Raw genomic sequence first — 21,851 nt, 5'->3', positions numbered from 1 at the left:
GCGTACGGGCCGGGCGCGGTGGCTCAGCGCTGCGCGCGGCGGCGCAGCGGGGTGACGTTGCTGGCGGCGGCCTTGCGCGGCTTCTTCGCCGCCGCCGGCTGCGATTGCGCGATGAAGAAGTCGCGCACCTTCGGGTACACCACCTCGCGCCAGCGGCGGCCGCTGAAGATGCCATAGTGGCCGGCGCCCTCGACGATGAAGTGGCTGCGGCGCGCGGCCGGGATGCCGGTGCACAGCGCCTGCGCGGCTTCGGTCTGGCCGAGGCCGGCGATGTCGTCCAGTTCGCCTTCGATGCTCAGCAGCGCGGTGTCGCGGATCGCCGACGGGTCCACGCGTTCGCCACGCACGTGCCACTGCCCGCGCGGCAGCAGGAACTCCTGGAACACCACGCGGATGGTGTCCAGGTAGAAGCGCGCGGGCATGTCCAGCACCGCGTTGTACTCGTCGTAGAAACGACGGTGGGCGTTGGCGTCGTCCAGGTCGCCCTTGACCAGGTCGGTGTAGAAATCCCAGTGCGACATCAGGTGGCGGCTGGGGTTCATCGCCACGAAGCCGGCGTGCTGCAGGAAGCCCGGGTACACGCGCCGGCCTTGGCCCGGGTAGGGGGCGGGCACGGTGTGGATGACGTTGTTCTCGAACCACGACAGCGGGTTGCGCGTGGCCAGATTGTTGACCGCGGTGGGGCTGCGGCGGGCATCGATCGGCCCGCCCATCATCACCAGCGAGCGCGGCGTGGTTTCGCCGCGGGCGGCCATCAGCGACACCGCGCCCAGCACCGGCACGGTCGGCTGGCAGACGCTGACCACGTGCAGGTTGGCGGCGCCGAGGTGGCGGATGAACGCCTGCACGTACTCGACATAATCGTCCAGCCCGAACTCGCCCTGTTCCACCGGCACCATGCGCGCGTCGATCCAGTCGGTGACATACACGCGGTGGTCGCGCAGCAGGGTGCGCACGGTGTCGCGCAGCAGGGTGGCGTGGTGGCCGGACAACGGCGCCACCACCAGCACCGCGGGCTGGGCAAGCAGGGCTTCGACACGGGCGCCGTCGTTGCTGTGGCGCTTGAAGCGCAGCAGGCGGCAGAACGGCTTTTCCAGTTCGGTGAGCTGGGCCACGGGCACGACTTCGCCATCGAGCTCGAGCTCGTGGATGTCCCACTCCGGCTTCTCGTAATCCTTGCCGAGGCGGTGGAACAGTTCGTTCATCGCCGCCAGCCGGTCGGCCCCGGGCATGGACGACCACCAGTGGCCCGGCGTGTTGAAGAACGCCGCGTTGGCCTGCGCCTGGTGGACCCAGGGCGCGAGCAGATTGCGGGTCATCTCATGCAGTTGATAGAGCATGCCGGGCAATATGTATGGTCATATGGTGCCTTGCAGCATAACGCAAACAGGCGGGTGCGGCGTTAAGCGGAGAATGACGGGCGCGGCGCCGGCCGGATCCGGCCGGTGCGCGGAGTGGGGCCCTGCAGGACCGGCGGGGCGGCAGAGCCCCGTACCTGCGGAACGTGTCCGGAGAAAAGCCCGCCTGAATCAGGGGCGCGCCGCAAGCCGCGGGGTGTGGCAGGGCGAAAGACGGGGCCGGCGGTGTGCGGTGCAGGCCGTGGGGCGACCGCGCGACGCGATGGCGTGGCGCGGGTTCAGCCGCCGCGCTCCAGCGCTGCCATGTCGTCGGCGCAGTGCGGCCCCAGCCAGCAGTGCGAGCCGGCGGCGCGGAAGCCGGCCTGCGCCAGCTGGCGGCGGTACCAGCGCGCCGGGCGCGGCTGGAATCCCTGGTGATCGCCATGGAACTCGTCGTCGGCGGTGAAGGTTTCCAGGAACGCCACGCCGCCGCACAGCTCGGCCAGCCCGGGCAGGCCTTGGCGCAGTTCGCGGCTGGGTACGTAGTGCATGACGTCGGCGCAGACCAGCAGGTCCACCGGCGCGCACGGGCGCAGCCACTGGAAATCGCCGAAGCGGGCTAGGTGCAGGTTGCGGGTGCGGCCGTAGCGCTGCACCGCGTACTCGCTGCCGTCGAAGCCCATGTACTGCAGCTTCGGCCGCAGCTTGAGCAGCGGCGCGCGCCACGCGCCTTCGCCGCAGCCGATGTCGAGCACGCTGCGGATCGGCCGCTCCAGGTAGTACTCGGCGGTGGCCACGGCCAGCTGCACCTTGCGTGCCAGCCGCGCCGGTCCGCCGATGTCGCCGCGGCGGTACCAGTGTTGGAAATAGGCGGCGTCGTAGTGCTTTTCCTGCATGTGCGTGTCGGCGGCGGATGGGCGAAAATGCGGCCATCCTACGCCGCCGATGGAGCCAGCGCATGCAGTCGTATTTCTGGGTGAAGACCTTCCACCTCGTGTTCGTGGTGGCGTGGATGGCCGCGGTGTTCTACCTGCCGCGGATCCTGGTCAACCTGGCCGAGGCCGCCGGCCAGGCGCAGGTCGGGCAGCGCCTGCAGCTGATGGGGCGGCGGCTGTACCGCTTCGGCCACGTCATGTTCGGCCTGGCCTTCGTGCTGGGGTTGGTGCTGTGGCTGGGCTACCGGGTGCTGCCGGATTTCCCGACCATGGTCGCGCCCGGCGCCGCCGGCTGGCTGCACGCCAAGCTCGGCCTGGTGGTGCTGCTGTTGGTGTATTTCATCTTCACCGGGCGCTGGCTCAAGGGCGTGGATGCCGGCCGCGCGCTGCCGTCGGCGCGCGCGCTGCGCTGGTTCAACGAACTGCCGCTGGTGCTGTTCATCGCCATCGTCTACCTGGTGCTGGCCAAGCCGTTCTGACCCGCCGGGATTGCACACCGCGCTGAAAACGAAAAAGGCCGGCGGATGCCGGCCTTTTCGCGCGCGCCGCCGGAACCGGCTCAAGCGGCCTCGTAGGCACCATAGCCGCGCAGCCGCGCGTAGCGCTTGGCCAGCAGCGCGTCGACCGGCAGCTTTTCCAGCGCGTCCAGTTCGTTGAGCAGGACCGCCTTCAGGCGCCGGCCCATCTGCTTCGGATTGCGGTGGGCGCCGCCGATCGGCTCGCGCACGACCTTGTCGATCAGGCCCAGTTGCTTGAGCCGCGGTGCGGTCATGCCCAGCTGCTCGGCCGCTTCCTTGTTCTTGCCGGCGTCCTTCCACAGGATCGAGGCGCAGCCTTCCGGGCTGATGGTCGAGTAGACGCTGTATTCCAGCATCACCGTGCGGTCGCCCACGCCCAGCGCCAGCGCGCCACCGGAGCCACCCTCGCCGATCACGGTGCAGATCACCGGCACCTTCAGTTCGGCCATTTCCATCAGGTTGCGGGCGATGGCCTCGGACTGGCCGCGCTCCTCGGCGTCGATGCCCGGCCAGGCGCCGGCGGTGTCGATCAGGGTCAGCACCGGCAGCCCGAAGCGTTCGGCCATCTTCATCAACCGCAGCGCCTTGCGGTAGCCCTCGGGCTTGGGCATGCCGAAGTTGCGCTTGATCTTTTCCTTGGTGTCGCGGCCCTTCTGGTGGCCGATCAGCATCACCGGGCGGCCGCCGATGCGGGCCAGGCCGCCGACGATGGCCTTGTCGTCGGCGAACGCACGGTCGCCGGCCAGCTCCTGGAACTCGTCGCAGAAGATGCCGATGTAATCCAGGGTGTAGGGGCGCGAGGGGTGGCGTGCCACCTGCAGCACCTGCCAGGACGAGAGGTTGCGGAAGATCTGCGCGGTACGCAGGCGCAGCTTGTCCTGCAGTGCCCGGACCTCGGCCTCGACATTGACCGCCGGGCCCGCGCTGGCGCTGCGCAGCTCCTGGATCTTGGCTTCCAGATCGGCGATGGGCTGCTCGAAATCGAGGTAATTCGGGTTCATCGGAAACCGTCTTGAATGAAAGTGGGGAAGTGTAGCCGAACGCGTCGGGTGCACCCGTACGCGGCCGTCCGGACCTTCAGCTGGCCCAGGGCGGGCTGTAGGCGAGCTTGACCCGGCGCACCGCCGGGTCCTCGCGCAGGGCGTCGAGCAGCTGCGTGCTGACCCGCACCGCGCCGGCGCCGCCGAGGTCGAGCATGCCGGCCACGCCGCCGCCGTCCTTGCCCTTCAGCAGCAGGTCCAGGCGGATCGGGGTGCGCCCGGGGCGGTGCGTGGCCAGCAGCGGTTCGATGCGCTGCCATACCGGGCCGCCGCGGCCGTCCACGCGCAGCGACAGGCGCACCGCGTGGTCGGCGCACAGTTGTTCGAAATCCCAGCACTGGCGGATGCGCAGCGCGTAGCCGCCGTTGAATTCGTCCTCGCGCAGGCCGCCCTTGACCACCAGGATGCGGTCCTTGGTCATCAGGTGGCCGAACTCGGCCAGGCCGTCGGAGAAGGCGCTGCACTCGACCCGGCCCTTGCCGTCCTCCAGCTGCACGAACACCTGGCTGTCGCCCTTGCGGCGCATGCCCACGACCATGCCGGCCAGGATCACCTGCGCTTCCTGGCGCCAGCCGCGTTTCTCGCCGTCGCGCGGCGGCGGGGCCGGTGCGACCAGCTTGTCCAGCGCGCCCAGGTCGGTGCCGACCAGCTCCCTGACGTCATCGGCATACGGGTCGAACGGATGCCCGCTGAGGTAGAAGCCCAGGGTCTCGCGTTCGCCGCCCAGCAGCTGCGCCACCGGCCATTCGCGGCTTTCCGGCAGGTCCAGCTGCGCGGCGGCGTTGACCGGATCGGGCGCGCCGAACAACGAGTTCTGGCCCGATGCCTTCTCGCGCGCCATCTGGTCGGTGGCCTTGAGCACCTCGGGCAGCTGCAGCATCAGCGAGGCGCGGTTGCGGCCAAGGCCGTCGAGCGCGCCGCACTGGATCATCGCTTCCAGGGTGCGGCGGTTGAGCTTGGCCGATTCCACCCGCGCGCAGAAATCCAGCAGCGTGGTGTACTCGCCGCCGCGCAGGCGCTCGGCCACCACCGCTTCGCAGGCGCCCTGGCCGACGCCCTTGATCGCGCCCAGGCCGTAGCGGATGGTGTCGGCGGAGGACGCCTCGAACATGTACGCCGATTCGTTGACCCGCGGCGGCTCCACCCGCAGGCCGAGGTTGCGCACCTCGGCCAGGAAGCCGACCACCTTGTCGGTGTTGTCCATGTCCGAGGACAGCGTCGCGGCCATGAACTCGGCCGGGTAGTGGCGCTTGAGCCAGGCGGTCTGGTAGCTGACCAGCGCGTAGGCGGCGGCGTGCGACTTGTTGAAGCCGTAGCCGGCGAACTTCTCCATCAGGTCGAAGATCTCGTCGGCCTTGGGGCCGTCGACGCCGCCCTTGGCCGCGCCCTCGCGGAAGATCTCGCGGTGCTTGGCCATTTCCGCCGGCACCTTCTTGCCCATCGCGCGGCGCAGCAGGTCGGCGCCGCCCAGCGAGTAGCCGCCGACGATCTGCGCCATCTGCATCACCTGCTCCTGGTACACCATGATGCCGTAGGTGTCCTTGAGGATGGCTTCGGTGCGCGGATCGGGATAGATGATCTCTTCCTGGCCGTGCTTGCGCGCGTTGAACGAGGGAATCAGGTCCATCGGGCCGGGGCGGTACAGCGACACCAGCGCGATCAGGTCCTCAAAGCGGTCCGGGCGCGCGTCCTTCAGCAGCCGGCGCATGCCCGAGGATTCGAACTGGAACACCGCGCCGGTGTTGCCGTTGGCGAAGATGTCCTTGTAGGTGGGCGCGTCGTCGAGCGGGATCGCGGCGATGTCCACCGGCGGGATGCCGGCGCGCGCATGGCGCTTGTTGATCGCCTTCACCGCCCAGTCGATGATGGTCAGCGTGCGCAGGCCGAGGAAGTCGAACTTCACCAGGCCCACTTCCTCCACGTCGTTCTTGTCGAACTGGGTGACCGGGTTCTTGCCCAGGCTGCCTTCGTCGTGTTCGGCGTACAGCGGGCAGAACTCGGACAGCGGCTCGGGCCCGATGACCACGCCACCGGCGTGCTTGCCGGCGTTGCGGGTCAGGTCTTCCAGCTGCAGCGCCAGGTCGATCAGGTCGCGGACGTCGTCTTCGTTCTGGTAGCGCTGGATCAGCTCGGCCGAGGCCATTTCCGAATCCGGCCCTTCCTTGCCCTTGCCCAGCGCGTCCTTCAGGCCGATGCCCAGGATGTTGGGGATCAGCTTGGACACGCCGTCGACCAGGCCGTACGGGAAGCCGAGCACGCGCCCGGAATCGCGCACCACCGCCTTGGCGGCCATGGTGCCGTAGGTGATGATCTGGCTGACCCGCTCGCGGCCGTACTTGCGGGCGACGTAGTCGATCACCTCGTCGCGGCGGTCCATGCAGAAGTCGATGTCGAAGTCGGGCATCGACACGCGTTCCGGGTTGAGGAAGCGCTCGAACAGCAGGTTGTACGGCAGCGGATCCAGGTCGGTGATCTTCAGCGCCCAGGCCACCAGCGAGCCGGCGCCCGAACCACGCCCCGGGCCGATCGGGATGCCCTGGTTCTTGCCCCACTGGATGAAGTCGGCCACGATCAGGAAGTAGCCGGGGAAGCCCATCTTGATGATGGTGTCGAGCTCGAACTCGAGGCGCTCGAAGTAGTCCTCGCGGGTCTTGCCCGGCGCCAGCGGGTTCTTCTGCAGGCGTTCTTCCAGGCCGTCGCGCGACTGCTTCTGGATCCAGGTGTCCAGGGTCTCGTCGTCGGGCACCGGGTAGTTGGGCAGGAAGTAGGTGCCCAGCCGCATCTCCAGGTTGCAGCGCTGCGCCAGCGCCAGCGTGTTGTCGATGGCGTCGGGGATGTCGGCGAACAGCTCGCACATCTGCTCCGGCGACTTCAGGTACTGCTCGCGGCTGTACTCGCGCGGGCGCTTGGGGTCGTCGAGTACGCGCCCGGTGGAGATGCACACCCGCGCCTCGTGCGCGTCGAAGTCCTGCGGCGACAGGAAGCGCACGTCGTTGCTGGCGATCACCGGCAGGCCGCGCTGGCCGGCGGCCATCAGCGCGAACTGGTTGAAGGCTTCCTCGCCGTCACGACCGGTACGGGTCAGTTCCAGGTGCAGGCCATCGCCGAACACGCGCTGCCAGTCGGCCAGCTGCTGTTCGGCCAGGTCATGGCGGCCTTCGCCGGCCAGGCGCCCGGCCAGGCTCTGGCGCCCGGCCAGCGCGAACAGGTTGTGGCAGCCGTCCTTGAGCCATTGCGGGTGGATGGCGACGCCGCCCTCGGGGCGGTGGCCCTCCAGCCAGGCGCGGCTGAGCAGCCGCGACAGGCTCAGGTAGCCGTCGCGGTCGCGGCACAACAGGGTCATGCGCCACGGGTCGTGGCCGTCCTCGGCGATCAGCACGTCGGCGCCGGCGATCGGCTTGATGCCCACGCCTTCGGCGGCCTTGTAGAACTTCACCAGCGCGAACATGTTGTTCAGGTCGGTGACCGCAAGCGCCGGCGCCTGCATTTCCACCGAACGGCTGAGGAGGTTGGCCTGCTTGGCCTTCTTCGGATCGGCCTGGTCCGGCTTGGCCGGGACGCGGATGGTGGAGTCCACCATCGAGAATTCGGTGTGGACGTGGAGGTGGACGAAGCGGGGAGTGCTCATGCCGGATCACTGCGGTGAACGGGCAGGGTAGCGGCGGGGGCGGGAGCGGACAAGGCTTGACGGGCGGCCAATGCACCCGCGGCCGTGGCTAGGTCACGGCCAGGGCGTCGCGCACCGGTGCGAAACTGCGGCGGTGCTCGGGGCACGGGCCATGCGCGCGCAGCGCGGCCAGGTGGGCCGGGGTGCCGTAGCCCTTGTGCTGGTCGAAGCCGTATTCGGGATGGCGCAGGTGCAGGTCCAGCATGTAGCGGTCGCGGCTGACCTTGGCCAGGATCGAGGCGGCCATGATCGCGCGGTCCAGGGCGTCGCCGCCGACCAGCGCCTCGGCCGGGCACGGCAGGCCCTTGGGCACCTTGTTGCCGTCGATGCGCGCGAACTGCGCCACGTGCGCCACGCCCTGCACGGCCCGGCGCATGCCCTGCATGGTGGCCTGGAAGATATTGATGCCGTCGATCTCGGCCACGTCCACCAGCACGATGCTGTAGGCCAGGGCGCGTTCGACGATGCGCTCGAAAAGCTGTTCGCGGCGCGCGGCGGTGAGTGCCTTGGAGTCGTCCAGGCCGTTGATGCGCGGCCGCTGCGGGTCGAACACCACCGCGGCCACGGCCACCGGGCCGGCCAGGGGGCCGCGCCCGGCCTCGTCCACGCCGGCGGTCAGGCGCGGTCCCTGGCGGGCGGCCAGCAGGCCGTCGTCGAACAGTGCCAGCGTTGCGGCCGGGGGCTGGCTCATGCGGGTCGCGCCAGCAGCTCCGCCACCGCGTCGGCAGCGCGGGCCGACGCGTCCTGGCGCAGCTCCAGGTGCAGGCGCCGGTAGTCGTCCTGCAGCCCCGGCACGTGGCCGGGATGCTGGAACCAGCGCAGCACGGCCGCGGCCAGGCGCTCCGGCGTGCAGTCGTGCTGGATCAGTTCCGGCGCCAGGTCGCGCCTGGCCAGCACGTTGGGCAGGGCGTAGCGGTCGACCTTGACCAGCTTCAGTGCGCGGGCGATGCGGTAGGTCAGCTCCGACACGCGGTAGCCGACCACCATCGGCCGCTTGACCAGCATGGTTTCCAGCGTGGCGGTACCCGACGCCAGCAGCACCACGTCGGCGGCGGTCAGCGCGTCGCGGGCCTGGCCGTCGAGCACGTGCAGGCGCGCGGCCGGCAGCGCCGAGGCGGCGATCTGCTGGTCGATCAGCTGCCGGCAGCGGGCATTGGCCGCCGGGACCACGATGTGCAGGCCGGGCATGCGCTCGGCCACCTGCCAGGCGGCCTCGAAGAACGCCGGGCCGAGCCGCCCGATCTCGCCCAGGCGACTGCCCGGCAGCACCGCCAGGATCGGCGCGGTGGCGGGCAGTGCGAGCCGGGTGCGGGCATCGGCGCGGTCGCTGTCCAATGGGATCGCATCGGCCATGGGGTGGCCGACGAAGCGTGCGTCCACGCCATGCCGCGCGTAGATCGGCGGCTCCATCGGGAACAGGCACAGCACCCGGTCGGCGCTGGCGCCGATCTTCTCGGCGCGCTTCTCACGCCAGGCCCAGACCGAGGGGCTGACGTAGTGCACCGTGCGGATGCCGCGCTGCTTGAGCCAGCGTTCGACGCCAAGGTTGAAGTCGGGCGCGTCGATGCCGATGAACACGTCCGGGCGCCAGTCGAGCACGCGCTCGCGGAACGCGCGGCGCAGCTTCAGCAGGCGCGGCAGGTGGCGCAGGATCTCGGCCAGGCCCATCAGCGCCAGCTCGCTGGCGTCGAACCAGGTCTGGCAGCCGGCGCCGCGCATGGCATCGCCGCCGATGCCGGCGAATTCGGCGTCGGGGAAGTGCCGGCGCAGTTCGGCGATGAGGCCGGCGCCGAGCTGGTCGCCGGAGGTTTCCCCGGCCACCAGCGCGATGCGCGGGCCGCGCGCCACGCGCTCACGGGCGACGGCGATGGGTGCCCCGTCGCCGCCGTCCCCGGGCCCCGCGTGCCCGTTCCCGGTGCTGCCTTCGGCGCTCATCGCTGCAGCGGACGGTCCGCGTGTTCGATGAAGTCCAGCATCTGCCGCACGTCGTCGCTGTCCCGCGCCTGCTCGGCCAGCTGCTGCTTGGCCTCGGCCAGCGGAATGCCGGCCACGTACAGGGTACGGTAGGCGCGCTTGATCGCGCCGATACGCGCGGTATCGAAGCCGCGGCGCTTGAGGCCTTCGCTGTTGATGCCGCGCGGACGGCCGTGGCCGTCGATGCCGACCATGGTGAACGGCGGGATGTCGCCGGTCACCAGCGCGCCCATGCCGAGGAAGGCGTGGTCGCCAATGCGGCAGAACTGGTGGGCGCCGGCAAAGCCGCTGATGATCACCCAGTTGCCGACGCTGACGTGGCCGGCCAGGGTGGTGTTGTTGGAGAACACGCAGTGGTCGCCGACCTGGCAGTCGTGGGCGACGTGGGTGTAGGCCAGCAGCCAGTTGTCGTTGCCGATGCGGGTGATGCCGCCGCCGCCGCCGGTGCCGCGGTTGACGGTGACGAACTCGCGGACCACGTTGCGGTCGCCGATCACCAGCTCGGTGCGCTCGCCGGCGTACTTCTTGTCCTGCGGCTCGCCGCCGATGGCGGCGTGGCCGATGAAGCGGTTGTCGCGGCCGATCCGGGTCGGGCCGTGGATGCTGCAGTGCGGGCCGACCACGGTGCCGGCGCCGATCTCGACGTCGGCGCCGATCAGGCAGAACGCGCCCACGCGGACGTCGTCGGCCAGCCGTGCCGACGGGTCGATGACCGCGGTGGGGTGGATCAGGGGGGCGCTGTCGTTCATGCGCGGGCTCCGGTCGGGATCATTCGCGGGTGCCGGCGCACAGCACCTCGGCATGCGCCACCACTTCGCCGTCCACCTTGGCCTCGCCGTAGTAGACGGCCATGTTGCGGATCACCCGCTTGACCTGCACGTGCAGCTCCAGCACGTCGCCGGGCACCACCTGCTTCATGAAGCGCACGTTGTCCACCTTGACCAGGTAGAACAGCTTGGACTGCGCGTCGCGGCCGAGGCTGAGCTGGGTCAGCACGCCGCCGGCCTGCGCCAGCGCCTCGATGATCAGCACCCCCGGCATGATCGGCTGGCCGGGGAAATGCCCCTGGAAGAACGGCTCGTTGATGGTGACGTTCTTGTGCGCGACGATCGTCCTTGCCTCGGTATCCAGCGCGACCACCTTGTCCACCAGCAGGAACGGGTAGCGGTGGGGGATCAGCGTGCGGATCGTGTTGACGTCGATGGGCAACGGCAGCGGTGAGTTCATTCCTTCTCCTTGCTCACAGCCAGGACCCGGCGCGCCAGGCTGTCCAGCTGCTTGAAGCGCGCGGCGTTCTTGCGCCACGTGCGGTTGTCGGTCAATGGGGTGCCGGACGAGTACTCGCCCGGTTCGGTAATGGAATTGCGCACGACCGACTTGCCGGTGACGACCACGTGGTCGCAGATCTCCAGGTGGCCGACCACTCCGACCGCGCCGCCGAGCAGGCAGTAGCGGCCGATCCGGGCGCTGCCGGCGATGCCGGTGCAGCCGGCGATCGCGCTGTGCGCGCCGATGTGGCAGTTGTGGGCGATCTGCACCAGGTTGTCCAGGCGCACGTCTTCTTCCAGCACGGTGTCTTCCAGTGCGCCGCGGTCCACGCAGGTGTTGGCGCCGATCTCGCAGTCGTCGCCGATGCGCACCCCGCCCAGCTGCGGCACCTTGATCCAGTGGCCGGCGTCCATCGCCAGGCCGAAACCGTCGGCGCCGAGCACGGCGCCGGGGTGGACGCGCACGCGCTTGCCCAGGCGCACGCGGGTGACCAGGGTGACGCGGGCGACCAGCTCGCAGCCGGCGTCCAGCGAACAGTCCTCGCCGATGATGCTGCCGGCGCCGACGATGCAGTTCTCGCCGACCACGCTGCGCGCGCCGATGCTGACGAACGGGCCGATATGGGCGCTGGCGGCCACCCGCGCGGACGGGTCGATCACCGCGCTGGGATGGACGCAGGGTTCGCGCAGCGGCACCGCCTCGAACAGCGCGCCGATCTTGGCGAACGTGGTGTACGGGTCCTTGGCGACCAGGGCGGTGCCGGGGGCGGCCTCGGCGTCGTCGGCGCGCAGCACCACGATGCCGGCCCTGCTCTCGGCCAGCTGCGCGCGGTAGCGCGGATTGGCCAGGAAGGTCAGTTGTCCGGGGCCGGCATGGGCCAGCGTGGCCACGCCGTGGATCGCGGTGGACGGATCGCCGTGCACCTGCAGCCCGAAACGGTCGGCCAGTTCCTGTGCGGTATGGGTCGGAGTATTCACGCCGGGAGTTTAGCGTCTGGAAGTGGCGCGGTCATGCGGCAGGTGGGGCACAGGCCGCGCGCAGGCCGGCTCGGCTTGGAACCGCCGGAATGATTCTGGAGAAGAGCCCCCTTGGTAAGGGGGTGCGCCGAAGGCGGGGGGATCGGAAGGCCAGGGCGCGTCCCCAGGTTTCGCTCAGCGAAACCTGGGGTGCCCAAGGCGACGCCTTGGGCGCGCGGGCAGTTCCCTAGAACTGTCCGCCGAAGGTGAACTGCAGCCGCTCGATCTCGTCGCCTTCCTTCTTCTTGAGCGGGAAGGCATAGCTGATCGAAATCGGGCCGACCGGGGCGCGCCACAGCAGCGCGACACCGGCCGAGGCGCGCAGTTCGCCCGCGTCGAAGTTGTCGGTGCCGTTGTAGACGTTGCCGAAGTCGAGGAACGCCGACACGCGCGCCGACGGGCTGTCGAACAGCTTCGGGAAGTACGCCTCGACCGAACCGACGGTCTTCAGCGAGCCGCCCAGCGGCTGGCCGCGGTAGTAGCCGCCGAAGATCTCCGAGCGCGGGCCCAGGGTGTTGTCGCGGAAGCCGCGCACCGAGTTGGTGCCGCCGGCGTAGAAGTTCTCGAAGAACGGCAGCCCCGACGCCTTGACCTGGCGGTGCTTGGCGGTGGGGTTGGTGGCGCAGTCCACCACCTCGGTGGTGGCCGGCGTGCCCGGGACGGCCGGCTTGTCGCCATCGGCCGGGGTGCCGGGGACGGCGGGCGTCTCGAACCAGCAGATGTCGCGCACCTTGTCGTTGCCGTAGGAGTCGCCGTAGCCGAACTCGACGCGGGTGTTGATCACCAGCGACGGCATGATCGGCCAGTACTTGGAGATCTGGTAGCTGAGCTTGTAGTACTCGGCGGTGGAGCCGGGCAGGGTGGCTTCCAGGCCCAGGCGCTGGTAGGTGCCGCGGGTCGGCATGAAGTAGTCGTTGCGGGTGTCGCGCGCCCAGCCCAGCTCGGTGCGCCAGGAGTGGAACGTGCGCGTGCCCATCGCATCGATGTAGTCGATGATCGACTGCGGGGTGTAGCCGCTGTAAGTGGTGATCTGGTTGCTGTCGATGCCGAACATCAGCGAGAAGCTGTCGTTCTCGGTGATCGGCACGCCGAAGATCATCTGCGCCGAGCCGTTGGTGCTGTTGTACTGGGCGGTGTTGAAGTCCGAGTAGTCCAGCTCGCGCCAGGACAGGTTGTAGCCCAGCGAGACGCCGTCGTCGGTGAAGTACGGGTTCATGTACGAGAAGCCGTAGCGCTGCAGGTAGCTGCTGCGCGAGGCCTCGACCGACACGCGGTTGCCGCCGCCCAGGAAGTTGTTCTGCGACAGCTGCACCGAGGTGGTCATGCCGTAGGACTGCGAATAGCCCAGGCCGAACACGAAGCTGCCGGAGGTGGTTTCCTTGACGTTGTAGACCACGTCGACCTGGTCGTTGCTACCGGTGACCGGCGAGGTCTCGACGTCGACCGATTCGAAGTAGCCCAGGCGCTGCAGGCGGATCTTGGAGCGGTCGATGGCGGCCTGCGAGTACCAGGCGTTCTCGAACTGGCGCATCTCGCGGCGCAGCACCTCGTCGGCGGTGCGGGTGTTGCCCTTGAACACGATGCGGCGCACCGACACGCGCGGGCCGGGCACCACCTGCATGTTGACCGCCACCGTGCGCTCGGCGCGGTTGCTGGTCGGGATCGGGTTGACCTTGGCGAAGGCGTAGCCGATGTTGGACAGGGTGTTGGTGATCGCGTCGGCGCTGAACTCCAGCAGGCCGCGCGAGAACGTGTCGCCGGCCTTCTGGAACACCATGCGCTCGACCTCTTCCTGCGGCAGGATGGTGTCGCCGGTGACCTTGATCTCGGAGATCTTGTACTGCTCGCCCTCGGTCACCCCGGCGGTGATGAACATGTCGCGCTTGTCGGGGCTGATCGAGACCTGGGTCGAGTCGACGCTGAAATCGATGTAGCCGCGGTCCAGGTACCAGGAGTTGAGCTTCTCCAGGTCGCCGGACAGCTTTTCCTTGGAATACTGGTCGTCGCGGCGGTACCACGAGGCCCAGTTGTGCTCCTTGGACTCCCAGGTATCGAGGATGTCGGCGGCCTCGAACTTCTCGGTGCCGACCAGGTTGACGTGGCGGATCTTGGCCGCCTTGCCTTCCTTGACCGCGATGGCCACGTCCACGCGGTTGCGGTCCAGCGGGCTCACCGTCGGGGTGATCTCGACGTTGTACTTGCCGCGGTCGTTGTACTGGCGGCGCAGCTCCTGGGTCACCCGGTCCAGGCTCAGGCGGTCGAAGGTGCCGCCCTCGCTCAGGCCGATGTCGGCCAGGCCCTTGAGCAGCTGCTCGCTCTTGATGTCCTTGTTGCCGGTGACCGTGAGCTTGTTGATCGCCGGGCGTTCCTTGACCGTGACCACCAGGATGTCGCCCTGGCGGTCCAGCTGCACGTCCTCGAAGAAGCCGGTCTTGTACAGGGCGCGGATGGTCTCGCCGACCTTGGCGTCGTCGACGCGGTCGCCGCGTTCCACCGGCAGGTAGGTGAAGACGGTACCGGATGAGATGCGCTGCAGGCCGTCCACGCGGATGTCGCTGGCGGTGAAGGGCTCGGCTGCCTGCGCGAGCGCGGGCGCGGCCAGACCGGCGGCGAGGGCGAGGGCAAGCAGGCGGCGATTGGGAAGTCGCGTCATGTCACGTCCGGTTGGAGTCGATTTCATTGTTGCGTGGGTGCCGGCGTATGACGACGTCAGCGGGAAAAAGTTCATCGCGGGAACAGCCCGAGGATGTCGTTGTAGAACGCCAGCCCCATCAGTCCGGCCAGCAGCGCCAGGCCGACATATTGCCCGGCGGCCATGGCGCGCTCGCTCAACGGGCTGCCCTTGAGCAACTCGATAAGGTAATACAGCAGGTGACCGCCGTCCAAGATCGGGATCGGCAGCAGGTTGATGATGCACAGGCTCAGCGACAGCAGGGCCAGGAAGTACAGGAACCAGTCCACCCCGCGCTCGGCCGAGGCATTGGCGACGCGGGCGATGGTGATCGGGCCGGAGATGTTCTTGACCGAGGCGTGCCCGGTCAGCATCCGTCGCATCATTCCCAGCGAGTCGCCGGCCAGGCGGCCGGCTTCGCGTACCGCGGCCGGCAGCGCCGCCAGCGGCCCGTACTGCTGGCGGGCGTCGTAGGCCGGCGCCTGGCCGGTGACGAAGCCCACCCCGAGCAGCCAGCGGCCGTCGCCCGGCGCCTTGCGCGGCAGCACTTCCAGGGCCATGCGCTGGCCGTCGCGTTCGACCTCGACCATGCCCGGGCCGCCGCGCTCGCCCAGTTGCTGCACCAGCGGCGCGACCTGGTCGGCGCTCTCCACGCGCTGTCCGTCGATGGCCAGGATCAGGTCGCCGCGCTGCAGCTGGCCGCTGGCGGCCGAACCCTCGGCCACCGACTCGACCTGCGCCGGCTGCAGCATGAAGCGCCACGCCAGCCCGGCCTGCTGCGGGACCGTGCGTTCGTCGAATCCGGCCGGCAGGGTGGACAGCGGCAGCACCCGGGTGTGCGGGGTGTCCAGCGCGTCCAGTACCCGCACGCGGGCGTCCTGGCGGTCCATCGCGGCCGTGGTCAGGGCCATGCTGGCCTCGGCCCAGGTCGCGACCGCCCGGCCGTCGATGTCGATGATGCGGTCGCCCGCCGCCAGCCCGGCGCTGGCGGCCATGCCGCTGCTGCGGCCGACGGTGGCCGAATAGTCCTGGCGGCCGATCACGAACATCGCCCACAGCAGCGCGATGCACAGCAGCAGGTTGGCGGCGGGGCCGGCGGCCACGATGGCGATGCGCTGCCAGACGCTCTTGTTGTTGAACGCCACGGCGCGCTCGCCGGCCGGCACTTCGACCTCGCGCTCGTCGAGCATCTTCACGTAGCCACCCAGGGGGATGGCGGCGATGACGAACTCGGTGCCGTTGCGGTTGCGCCGGCTCCACAGCGGGCGGCCGAAGCCGACCGAGAAGCGCAGCACCTTCACCCCGCAGCGGCGCGCCACCCAGTAGTGGCCGAACTCGTGGAAGGTCACCAGCACGCCGAGGCTGACGATCATCCACCACACGGAACCGAGGAAGTCAGCCATGGGCGCGGCTCGGTTGGAAGACGGGGTCAGGCATGGGGCAGGCGGGCGATGGCGGTGGAGGTGACCTGGCGGGAGCGGGCGTCGGCCGCCAGCAGGGCGTCCAGTGTATCGGCAGCCATGTCAGGCAGGGTGGACAGCGCATGTTCCACCAGCGCCGGGATCGACAGGAAGCCTATGCGGCCCTGAAGAAAGGCTGAAACGGCGACTTCGTTGGCGGCGTTCAGGATCGCCGGGGCGCTGCCGCCGGCCTCCATGGCCTGCCAGGCCAGGCGCAGGCAGGGGAAGGCCTCCAGGTCGGGCGCCTCGAAATCGAGCCGGCCCTGGGTCAGCAGGTCGAGCCCGGCCACGCCCGATTCGACCCGCCGCGGCCAGCCCAGGCCCACCGCCAGGGTGGTGCGCATGTCCGGCAGGCCGAGCTGGGCCAGGGTGGAGCCGTCGATGAACTCGACCAGCGAATGCACCAGGCTCTGCGGGTGCACCAGCACCTCGATGCGCGCCCCCGGCACGCCGAACAGGTGGTGGGCCTCGATCACTTCCAGACCCTTGTTCATCAGCGTGGCCGAGTCAACCGAGATCTTCGGCCCCATCGACCACTTCGGGTGCGCCACGGCCTGCGCCGGGGTGACCGCTTCCAGTTCGGCGCGACGCCGGCCGCGGAACGGGCCGCCGGACGCGGTGAGCAGGATGCGGCGTACGCCCGCGCCCTCGACGCTGGCGTCGCGCGAGCGCAGGCACTGGAAGATGGCGTTGTGCTCGCTGTCGATCGGGATGATGTCCGCACCGGCGGCGGCCGCTTCGCGGGTCAGCAGTTCGCCGGCCAGCACCAGCGATTCCTTGTTGGCCAGCAGCAGGCGCTTGCCGGCGCGGGCGGCGGCCAGGGTCGAGGACAGCCCGGCGGCGCCGACGATGGCCGCCACCACGGTGTCGCAGGCGTCGCCGGCGGCCAAGGCGTCGATGGCCCCGGCCCCGGCGTGCGCCTGGGTGGCCAGGCCGGCATCGCGCAGCCCGTCGCGCAGGCGCGCATACAGCGCCGGGTCGGCGATGGCGGCGTGTTCGGGGCGGTGGCTGCGGCACAGCGCGAGCAACGCGTCCACGTTGTTGCCGGCGGCCAGCACGCTGGCGCGCATCTGCCCCGGGTGGCGGGCGATGACGTCCAGCGCGGAGGTGCCGATCGAGCCGGTGGCGCCCAGGATCGCGACCCGGCGCGGGAGAGGGAGCGGGGCGGCGGACATGTCAGAAACCGAAGATTTCCTTGCCCAGCGCGAACACCGGCAGAGCCGCGAGCACGCCGTCGATGCGGTCCAGCACGCCGCCGTGGCCGGGGATCACGTTGCCCGAATCCTTGAAGCCGGCATGGCGCTTGAGCAGGCTTTCAAACAGGTCGCCGAGCACCGAGGCCAGCACCGTCGCCGTCGCCACCAGCAGCAGCCAGCCGATGGCGCCGGGCTGCACGCCGGCCAGCCAGCCGAAGCCGACCGCGACGACCAGGCCGGCCACCAGCCCGCCCAGCAGGCCTTCGATGGTCTTGTTCGGGCTCACCCGGGGCGCCAGCTTGTGCCTGCCGAACGCGCGCCCGGCGAAGTACGCCCCCGAGTCGGCCGCCCAGACCACCGCCAGCGCGGTCAGCAGCCAGCGGTTGCCGTGCGGTTCGCCGGCGTGGATCAACACCAGCGCGGCCCAGGCCGGAACGATCGCCAGGGTGCCGGCGGCCAACTTGAGCATGCGCGCGCTGCTTTCCTCGTGGGCGCCGAAATCGAAGAAACGCAGCCACAGCAGCGCCAGCAGCCAGAAGCCGATTCCGGCCAGCGTGGCCAGCTGGAACAGCACCAGGCTGCCGGCCGATGCCCACACCAGCAGCACCATCAGCAGCAGGTTCAGCACCAGCAGCACGGTGCGCGGCAGTCCATCGACGCCGGCCAGGCGGAACCATTCCCACAAACCGGTGAGGAACACCAGCGCGGCGGCCGCGGCCAGCCATTGCGGCGGCAGCAGCAGGATCGCGCAGATGGCCGCCGGGGCCATGATCAGCGCGGCGATGACACGGGTCTTGGTCATGGGGAAACGGTCTCCGTGGCCGCCGCGGCGACCTGTGCGCTGGTCAATCCATAGCGGCGTTCGCGTCGCGCGTAGTCGTCCAGGGCCTGCTGCAGGATGCCGGCATCGATGTCCGGCCACAGCACGTCGGTGAACCACAGTTCGGTATACGCCAACTGCCACAGCAGGAAATTGCTGATGCGGGTGTCGCCGCCGGTGCGTATGAACAGGTCCGGCGGCGGCAGGTCGGCGAGCGCCACGTGGCGGCCGAGAAGGTCTTCGTCGATCTGCGCGGGCTGCAGCGCGCCGGCGGCGACCTGCTCGGCGAGCAGCCGCGCGGCATGGGCGATGTCCTGGCGGCCGCCATAGCTGGCGGCGACGTTCAGGGTCATCGCGCCGTTGCCGGCGGTACGCTGTTCGGCCCGCGCCATGCGCTGGACGATGCCGGGGGCAAAACGCGCGCGGTCGCCGATGAAGCGCACGCGCACGCCACGGCGGTCGAGTTCGTCCACCTCGCGGTCGAGCGCGCCCAGGAACAGCTTCATCAAGGCGTCCACTTCTTCCGCCGGCCGTCCCCAGTTCTCGCTGGAGAACGCGAACAGGGTGAGCGCGGCGATGCCGCGCTCCAGGCAGAAGTCGATGGTGCGGTTGACCGCGCGCGCGCCGGCGCGGTGGCCGATCATGCGCGGGCGGCGCCGCTGCTGCGCCCAGCGGCCGTTGCCATCCATGATGATGGCAACGTGCGCGGGCACGCCGGGTGCTGGCATGCCGTCTGGCATGACGGACGGCACCGGTCAGACCGCCATCAGTTCCTGTTCCTTGAGCTTGACCACCTCGTCGACGTCCTTGATCGCCTTGTCGGTCAGCTTCTGGATCTCGTCCTGCGCGCGGCGGTCCTCGTCCTCGGTGATCGCCTTGTCCTTGAGCAGCCGGGCCACTTCCTGGTTGGCGTCGCGGCGGATGTTGCGGATGGCGACCTTGCTGTCCTCGCCTTCCTTGCTCACGGTCTTGGCCAGTTCCCGGCGGCGCTCTTCGGTCAGCGGCGGCAGGTTGAGGCGGATGGTGGTGCCCACGGTGGTCGGGGTCAGGCCCAGGTCGGAAGCGTAGATGGACTTCTCCACTTCCTTGATCATGTTCTTGTCGAACAGGGTGATGACCAGCGAGCGGCCTTCGGAGACGCTGATGCTGGCCACCTGGTTCAGCGGCGTGTCGGTGCCGTAGGCCTTGACCTTGATGCCGTCCAGCAGGGCCGGCGAGGCGCGGCCGGTGCGGATGGTGGTGAGGGTGTGGCGCAGAGCGTCGATGCTCTTGGCCATGCGCGCCTGCGCATCTTGCTTGATGTCGTTGATCATCGCCGGAATCCTGGATGTTTCTGGAACCGGCCGATTATAGGCGAACAGCCCTGCCGGCCGGACGGGAATCGTGAAGCCGGGCGCGGCCGATCCCGCGCGCCCGGTGCGTGGTCCCGCGGCGCGGGCCGGGGTCAGTGGGCGTCGCGGCCGTGCACCAGGGTGCCGATGTTCTCGCCGCGCAGGATCTTCAGCAGCTCGCCGGGCTGGCCCATGTCGAACACGCGCAGCGGCAGGTCGCTGTCGCGGGCCAGGGCGAAGGCGGCGGTGTCCATGACTTCCAGCCCCTGGCTGATGACCTGGTCGTAGCTCAGGGTGTCGTAGCGCACCGCGTCGGCATGCTTGTTCGGGTCCTTGTCGTAGACGCCGTCGACCTTGGTGGCCTTGAGCAGCAGGTCGGCGCCGATCTCGATGGCGCGCAGCGCGGCGCCCGAATCGGTGGTGAAGAACGGGCTGCCGACGCCGGCGGCGAAGATCACCAGCCGGCCCTTCTCCAGGTGGCGGATCGCGCGGCGGCGGATGTAGTCCTCGCACACGTCGTTGATCTTGATCGCGCTCATCACCCGCGCCTTGGCGCCGAGCTTCTCCAGCGCGTCCTGCATGGCCAGTGCGTTGATGACCGTGGCCAGCATGCCCATCTGGTCGCCGGTGACCCGGTCCATGCCGCCGGCGGCCAGGCCGGCGCCACGGAAGATGTTGCCGCCGCCGATGACCAGCGCCACCTCGGCGCCGGCCTGCTGCGCTTCGATGACCTCGCGCGCCAGGCGGTTGATGACCTTGGGGTCGATGCCGTAGTCCTCGTCTCCCATCAGCGCCTCCCCGGAAAGCTTCAGAAGGATGCGTTGGTAGGCGAGCTGGGACATGGACGACCTCGATGGCTGGAAAACGCGGGAATTCTAACGGATCGAAGGCCCGCCGGGCAGCGCTTTTGTTGCACTGCAATGACCGGCCCGGTGCCGCACCCGCGCGCGTTCAGCCGGAAGCCGGTTGCGGCTCGGGGGCGCGGGCGATCACCCGGTTGCGGCCCAGGCTCTTGGAACGGTAGAGCACGTCGTCGGCTGCCTTGAGCAGGTCCTGCACGTTGGCGAAGCGCTCATAGTCGCCGTGGGTGGCCACGCCCGCGGAAAAGGTCACGTGCAGTGGTGCGCCCTCGATCTCCGCCATCGGCGTCTGCGCGATGGTGTCCAGCACCCGCCGCACCACTTCCAGCGCGATGCGTTCGTTGGTGTCGGGGAACAGCACCACGAACTCCTCGCCGCCGAAGCGGGCGACGGTGTCGCTGGTGCGCAGCTGCTCCTGCAGGTGCGAGGCGAAGGACTGCAGCACCTGGTCGCCGGCCAGGTGGCCATGGGCGTCGTTGATCTTCTTGAAGTCGTCCAGGTCGATGAAGGCGATCGACAGCGGCCGGTTCATGTGCGCGGCGCGGGCGAACTCCTGCTCCAGCACCGTTTCCAGGTGGCGCCGGTTGAGTACCCCGGTCAGCGCGTCGAGGTGCGCCTGTTCGGCCAGGCGCCGGGCCATCAGTTCGAAATCATCGGCGCGCCGGCGGCTGGCGGAGGCGTCCTGCAGCTCGCGCAGGTTGCGCAGTTCCTTCAGTTCGTCGGCGTGGTCGAGCAGGAAGCGCAGGCGCGCGGAGCTGGGTACCGGCACGTCGAGCAGCGCGCACAGCTCGGGCAGCATCTGGCTGACCCGCTGCAGCACCAGCTCGAAGCCCTGGCTGTCCATGCCCAGTTCGCGGTAGGCGCGCTGCAGCGCATGGCTGCGCGCGGCGTCGGCATCGGCCGCCAGCCAGATTTCGGCCACGCAGCCGGACAGGGCGATGCAGCGCTGGAACAGGTCTTCGGGTTCGGCCGGGGGTTCGCTGCGGGCGATGCCCTCGACCAGGTACCGGGGCAGGTGCCATTGCTCGCACAGCTGCGCGCCGATGTCGGCATGGCTGCAGCCGAGGATGGCGCGCTCGTGGGCGAGCAGTTCCTCGTTGCAGGTGGCCTTGTCGAACAGCGCCGGGTAGATGTCCGGGCTGGCCTGCATCAGCGCCAGGGTGCCGACGTCCTGCAGCAGCCCGGCGAGCATCAGTTCCTCGACGCGGCGTACCCCGCTGCCGAGGCCGAGGAAGCGTGCGGCCAGCGCGCAGAGCACGCTGCGGCGCCAGATGCGCTCCAGCAGGCGCGGGTCCAGCCCCTCCTTGTCCATCGCGTTGGCCAGCGAGAAGCCCAGTGCCAGCTGCAGGGTCGCGTTCAGCCCGAGCATGGTCAGCGCCTGCCCGAGGTTCTCGATGCGGCGCCGGCTGGCATACAGCGGTGAATTGGCGATGCGCAGCATCCGCGCGCTCAGCGCCATGTCCATCGCGATGGCATCGGCCGCGGTGGCGATGTCGGTCTCCGGATCCTGCGCCAGCTCGATGATGCGGATGGCGATGCCCGGCGGCGAGGGCAGGTTGCGGCAGAGTGACAGCGCTGCGTTGAGCTCGGGGGACATGTCGGGGGAGGTGTTCAGCAGGCCATCAAGGATACAGGCAGGGCGGGGGCGGGCGGGTTTGCGTCACAGTATCGGGCAAAGGGACTTGAAGTCCACAGCAAAAGCCGGTCCGGCCGCCGTATGGCGGAAAAAAAAGAAGCCGCGGAGTCCGCGGCTTCTT

At 69.6% G+C, this 21,851-nt stretch carries 18 protein-coding genes; 1 reads left to right on the top strand and 17 read right to left on the bottom strand.

From position 1 onward, the window contains the following. Positions 1-23 precede the first annotated feature (23 nt). Both ACJ7VY_RS11170 and ACJ7VY_RS11165 read right to left on the bottom strand, forming a co-directional pair. On the bottom strand, positions 24-1,340 hold the full coding sequence (locus ACJ7VY_RS11170; RefSeq protein ID WP_161614667.1) for a polyhydroxyalkanoate depolymerase: 1,317 nt from the start codon (positions 1,338-1,340) through the stop codon (positions 24-26). Positions 1,341-1,636: 296 nt separating this feature from the next. Next, positions 1,637-2,233, bottom strand: a complete 597-nt coding sequence (locus ACJ7VY_RS11165; RefSeq protein ID WP_161614666.1) for a class I SAM-dependent methyltransferase — start codon at positions 2,231-2,233, stop codon at positions 1,637-1,639. A 62-nt stretch (positions 2,234-2,295) separates the two neighbouring features. Here ACJ7VY_RS11165 and ACJ7VY_RS11160 point away from each other — a divergent pair, with 62 nt between their 5' ends. Next, the gene (locus tag ACJ7VY_RS11160; RefSeq protein WP_104939209.1) at positions 2,296-2,751 is read left to right on the top strand and encodes a CopD family protein; all 456 of its coding nucleotides are present in this window, start codon (positions 2,296-2,298) and stop codon (positions 2,749-2,751) included. 80 nt (positions 2,752-2,831) lie between these two features. Here the strand turns inward: ACJ7VY_RS11160 and ACJ7VY_RS11155 are convergent, their stop codons facing one another. From ACJ7VY_RS11155 to ACJ7VY_RS11085, 15 genes are all read right to left on the bottom strand, one after another. Further along, complete coding sequence (locus tag ACJ7VY_RS11155; RefSeq protein WP_104939208.1) at positions 2,832-3,791, bottom strand: acetyl-CoA carboxylase carboxyltransferase subunit alpha; 960 nt, start codon at positions 3,789-3,791, stop codon at positions 2,832-2,834. A 76-nt stretch (positions 3,792-3,867) separates the two neighbouring features. Beyond that, positions 3,868-7,458: a DNA polymerase III subunit alpha gene (gene dnaE / locus ACJ7VY_RS11150; protein ID WP_161614665.1), complete on the bottom strand. Its 3,591-nt coding sequence runs from the start codon at positions 7,456-7,458 to the stop codon at positions 3,868-3,870. An 88-nt stretch (positions 7,459-7,546) separates the two neighbouring features. Then, complete coding sequence (locus tag ACJ7VY_RS11145; RefSeq protein WP_321989046.1) at positions 7,547-8,188, bottom strand: ribonuclease HII; 642 nt, start codon at positions 8,186-8,188, stop codon at positions 7,547-7,549. Beyond that, positions 8,185-9,432 (bottom strand): lipid-A-disaccharide synthase, encoded by a 1,248-nt coding sequence (lpxB, locus tag ACJ7VY_RS11140; RefSeq protein WP_409475624.1) that lies wholly within the window; start codon positions 9,430-9,432, stop codon positions 8,185-8,187. Before lpxB ends, ACJ7VY_RS11145 begins: the two co-directional genes overlap by 4 nt. Continuing rightward, a complete protein-coding gene (lpxA, locus tag ACJ7VY_RS11135) occupies positions 9,429-10,220 on the bottom strand; it encodes an acyl-ACP--UDP-N-acetylglucosamine O-acyltransferase (protein ID WP_161614663.1) in 792 nt (263 codons plus the stop codon). Before lpxA ends, lpxB begins: the two co-directional genes overlap by 4 nt. A gap of 19 nt (positions 10,221-10,239) precedes the next feature. Continuing rightward, entirely contained in the window at positions 10,240-10,698 is a 459-nt protein-coding gene (gene fabZ, locus ACJ7VY_RS11130; protein ID WP_104939203.1) for a 3-hydroxyacyl-ACP dehydratase FabZ, read from the bottom strand. Then, positions 10,695-11,717, bottom strand: coding sequence for a UDP-3-O-(3-hydroxymyristoyl)glucosamine N-acyltransferase (gene lpxD / locus ACJ7VY_RS11125; RefSeq protein ID WP_409475623.1), 1,023 nt, complete (start codon positions 11,715-11,717; stop codon positions 10,695-10,697). The genes fabZ and lpxD overlap by 4 nt, the downstream gene beginning before the upstream one ends. Before the next feature lie 226 nt (positions 11,718-11,943). Continuing rightward, a complete protein-coding gene (gene bamA, locus ACJ7VY_RS11120; protein WP_161614661.1) occupies positions 11,944-14,409 on the bottom strand; it encodes an outer membrane protein assembly factor BamA in 2,466 nt (821 codons plus the stop codon). Positions 14,410-14,480: 71 nt separating this feature from the next. Further along, complete coding sequence (rseP, locus tag ACJ7VY_RS11115; RefSeq protein WP_161614660.1) at positions 14,481-15,830, bottom strand: RIP metalloprotease RseP; 1,350 nt, start codon at positions 15,828-15,830, stop codon at positions 14,481-14,483. A gap of 26 nt (positions 15,831-15,856) precedes the next feature. After that, a complete protein-coding gene (locus ACJ7VY_RS11110) occupies positions 15,857-17,062 on the bottom strand; it encodes a 1-deoxy-D-xylulose-5-phosphate reductoisomerase (RefSeq protein ID WP_409475622.1) in 1,206 nt (401 codons plus the stop codon). A gap of 1 nt (position 17,063) precedes the next feature. Then, positions 17,064-17,885, bottom strand: coding sequence for a phosphatidate cytidylyltransferase (locus ACJ7VY_RS11105; protein ID WP_161614658.1), 822 nt, complete (start codon positions 17,883-17,885; stop codon positions 17,064-17,066). Beyond that, entirely contained in the window at positions 17,882-18,631 is a 750-nt protein-coding gene (gene uppS, locus ACJ7VY_RS11100) for a polyprenyl diphosphate synthase (RefSeq protein WP_104940227.1), read from the bottom strand. Before uppS ends, ACJ7VY_RS11105 begins: the two co-directional genes overlap by 4 nt. Positions 18,632-18,658: 27 nt before the next feature. Next, positions 18,659-19,216, bottom strand: a complete 558-nt coding sequence (gene frr, locus ACJ7VY_RS11095) for a ribosome recycling factor (RefSeq protein WP_104939197.1) — start codon at positions 19,214-19,216, stop codon at positions 18,659-18,661. Positions 19,217-19,347: 131 nt separating this feature from the next. After that, a complete protein-coding gene (gene pyrH / locus ACJ7VY_RS11090; RefSeq protein ID WP_054666822.1) occupies positions 19,348-20,076 on the bottom strand; it encodes a UMP kinase in 729 nt (242 codons plus the stop codon). 109 nt (positions 20,077-20,185) lie between these two features. Further along, entirely contained in the window at positions 20,186-21,691 is a 1,506-nt protein-coding gene (locus ACJ7VY_RS11085) for a sensor domain-containing diguanylate cyclase (RefSeq protein ID WP_161614657.1), read from the bottom strand. Positions 21,692-21,851 lie beyond the last annotated feature (160 nt).

Source organism: Stenotrophomonas sp. Y-13 (assembly GCF_046267925.1).
Lineage (GTDB): Bacteria > Pseudomonadota > Gammaproteobacteria > Xanthomonadales > Xanthomonadaceae > Stenotrophomonas > Stenotrophomonas acidaminiphila_A.
This window is presented reverse-complemented; position numbering and strand designations above follow the sequence as displayed.

Excerpts from the sequence above, each read along its gene's own strand:
- ACJ7VY_RS11170 (WP_161614667.1), bottom strand. The coding sequence starts at position 1,340 with ATGCTCTATCAACTGCATGAGATGACCCGCAATCTGCTCGCGCCCTGG.
- ACJ7VY_RS11165 (WP_161614666.1), bottom strand. The coding sequence starts at position 2,233 with ATGCAGGAAAAGCACTACGACGCCGCCTATTTCCAACACTGGTACCGC.
- ACJ7VY_RS11160 (WP_104939209.1), top strand. The coding sequence starts at position 2,296 with ATGCAGTCGTATTTCTGGGTGAAGACCTTCCACCTCGTGTTCGTGGTG.
- ACJ7VY_RS11155 (WP_104939208.1), bottom strand. The coding sequence starts at position 3,791 with ATGAACCCGAATTACCTCGATTTCGAGCAGCCCATCGCCGATCTGGAA.
- dnaE (WP_161614665.1), bottom strand. The coding sequence starts at position 7,458 with ATGAGCACTCCCCGCTTCGTCCACCTCCACGTCCACACCGAATTCTCG.
- ACJ7VY_RS11145 (WP_321989046.1), bottom strand. The coding sequence starts at position 8,188 with ATGAGCCAGCCCCCGGCCGCAACGCTGGCACTGTTCGACGACGGCCTG.
- lpxB (WP_409475624.1), bottom strand. The coding sequence starts at position 9,432 with ATGAGCGCCGAAGGCAGCACCGGGAACGGGCACGCGGGGCCCGGGGAC.
- lpxA (WP_161614663.1), bottom strand. The coding sequence starts at position 10,220 with ATGAACGACAGCGCCCCCCTGATCCACCCCACCGCGGTCATCGACCCG.
- fabZ (WP_104939203.1), bottom strand. The coding sequence starts at position 10,698 with ATGAACTCACCGCTGCCGTTGCCCATCGACGTCAACACGATCCGCACG.
- bamA (WP_161614661.1), bottom strand. The coding sequence starts at position 14,409 with ATGACGCGACTTCCCAATCGCCGCCTGCTTGCCCTCGCCCTCGCCGCC.
- rseP (WP_161614660.1), bottom strand. The coding sequence starts at position 15,830 with ATGGCTGACTTCCTCGGTTCCGTGTGGTGGATGATCGTCAGCCTCGGC.
- ACJ7VY_RS11110 (WP_409475622.1), bottom strand. The coding sequence starts at position 17,062 with ATGTCCGCCGCCCCGCTCCCTCTCCCGCGCCGGGTCGCGATCCTGGGC.
- ACJ7VY_RS11105 (WP_161614658.1), bottom strand. The coding sequence starts at position 17,885 with ATGACCAAGACCCGTGTCATCGCCGCGCTGATCATGGCCCCGGCGGCC.
- uppS (WP_104940227.1), bottom strand. The coding sequence starts at position 18,631 with ATGCCAGCACCCGGCGTGCCCGCGCACGTTGCCATCATCATGGATGGC.
- frr (WP_104939197.1), bottom strand. The coding sequence starts at position 19,216 with ATGATCAACGACATCAAGCAAGATGCGCAGGCGCGCATGGCCAAGAGC.
- pyrH (WP_054666822.1), bottom strand. The coding sequence starts at position 20,076 with ATGTCCCAGCTCGCCTACCAACGCATCCTTCTGAAGCTTTCCGGGGAG.
- ACJ7VY_RS11085 (WP_161614657.1), bottom strand. The coding sequence starts at position 21,691 with ATGTCCCCCGAGCTCAACGCAGCGCTGTCACTCTGCCGCAACCTGCCC.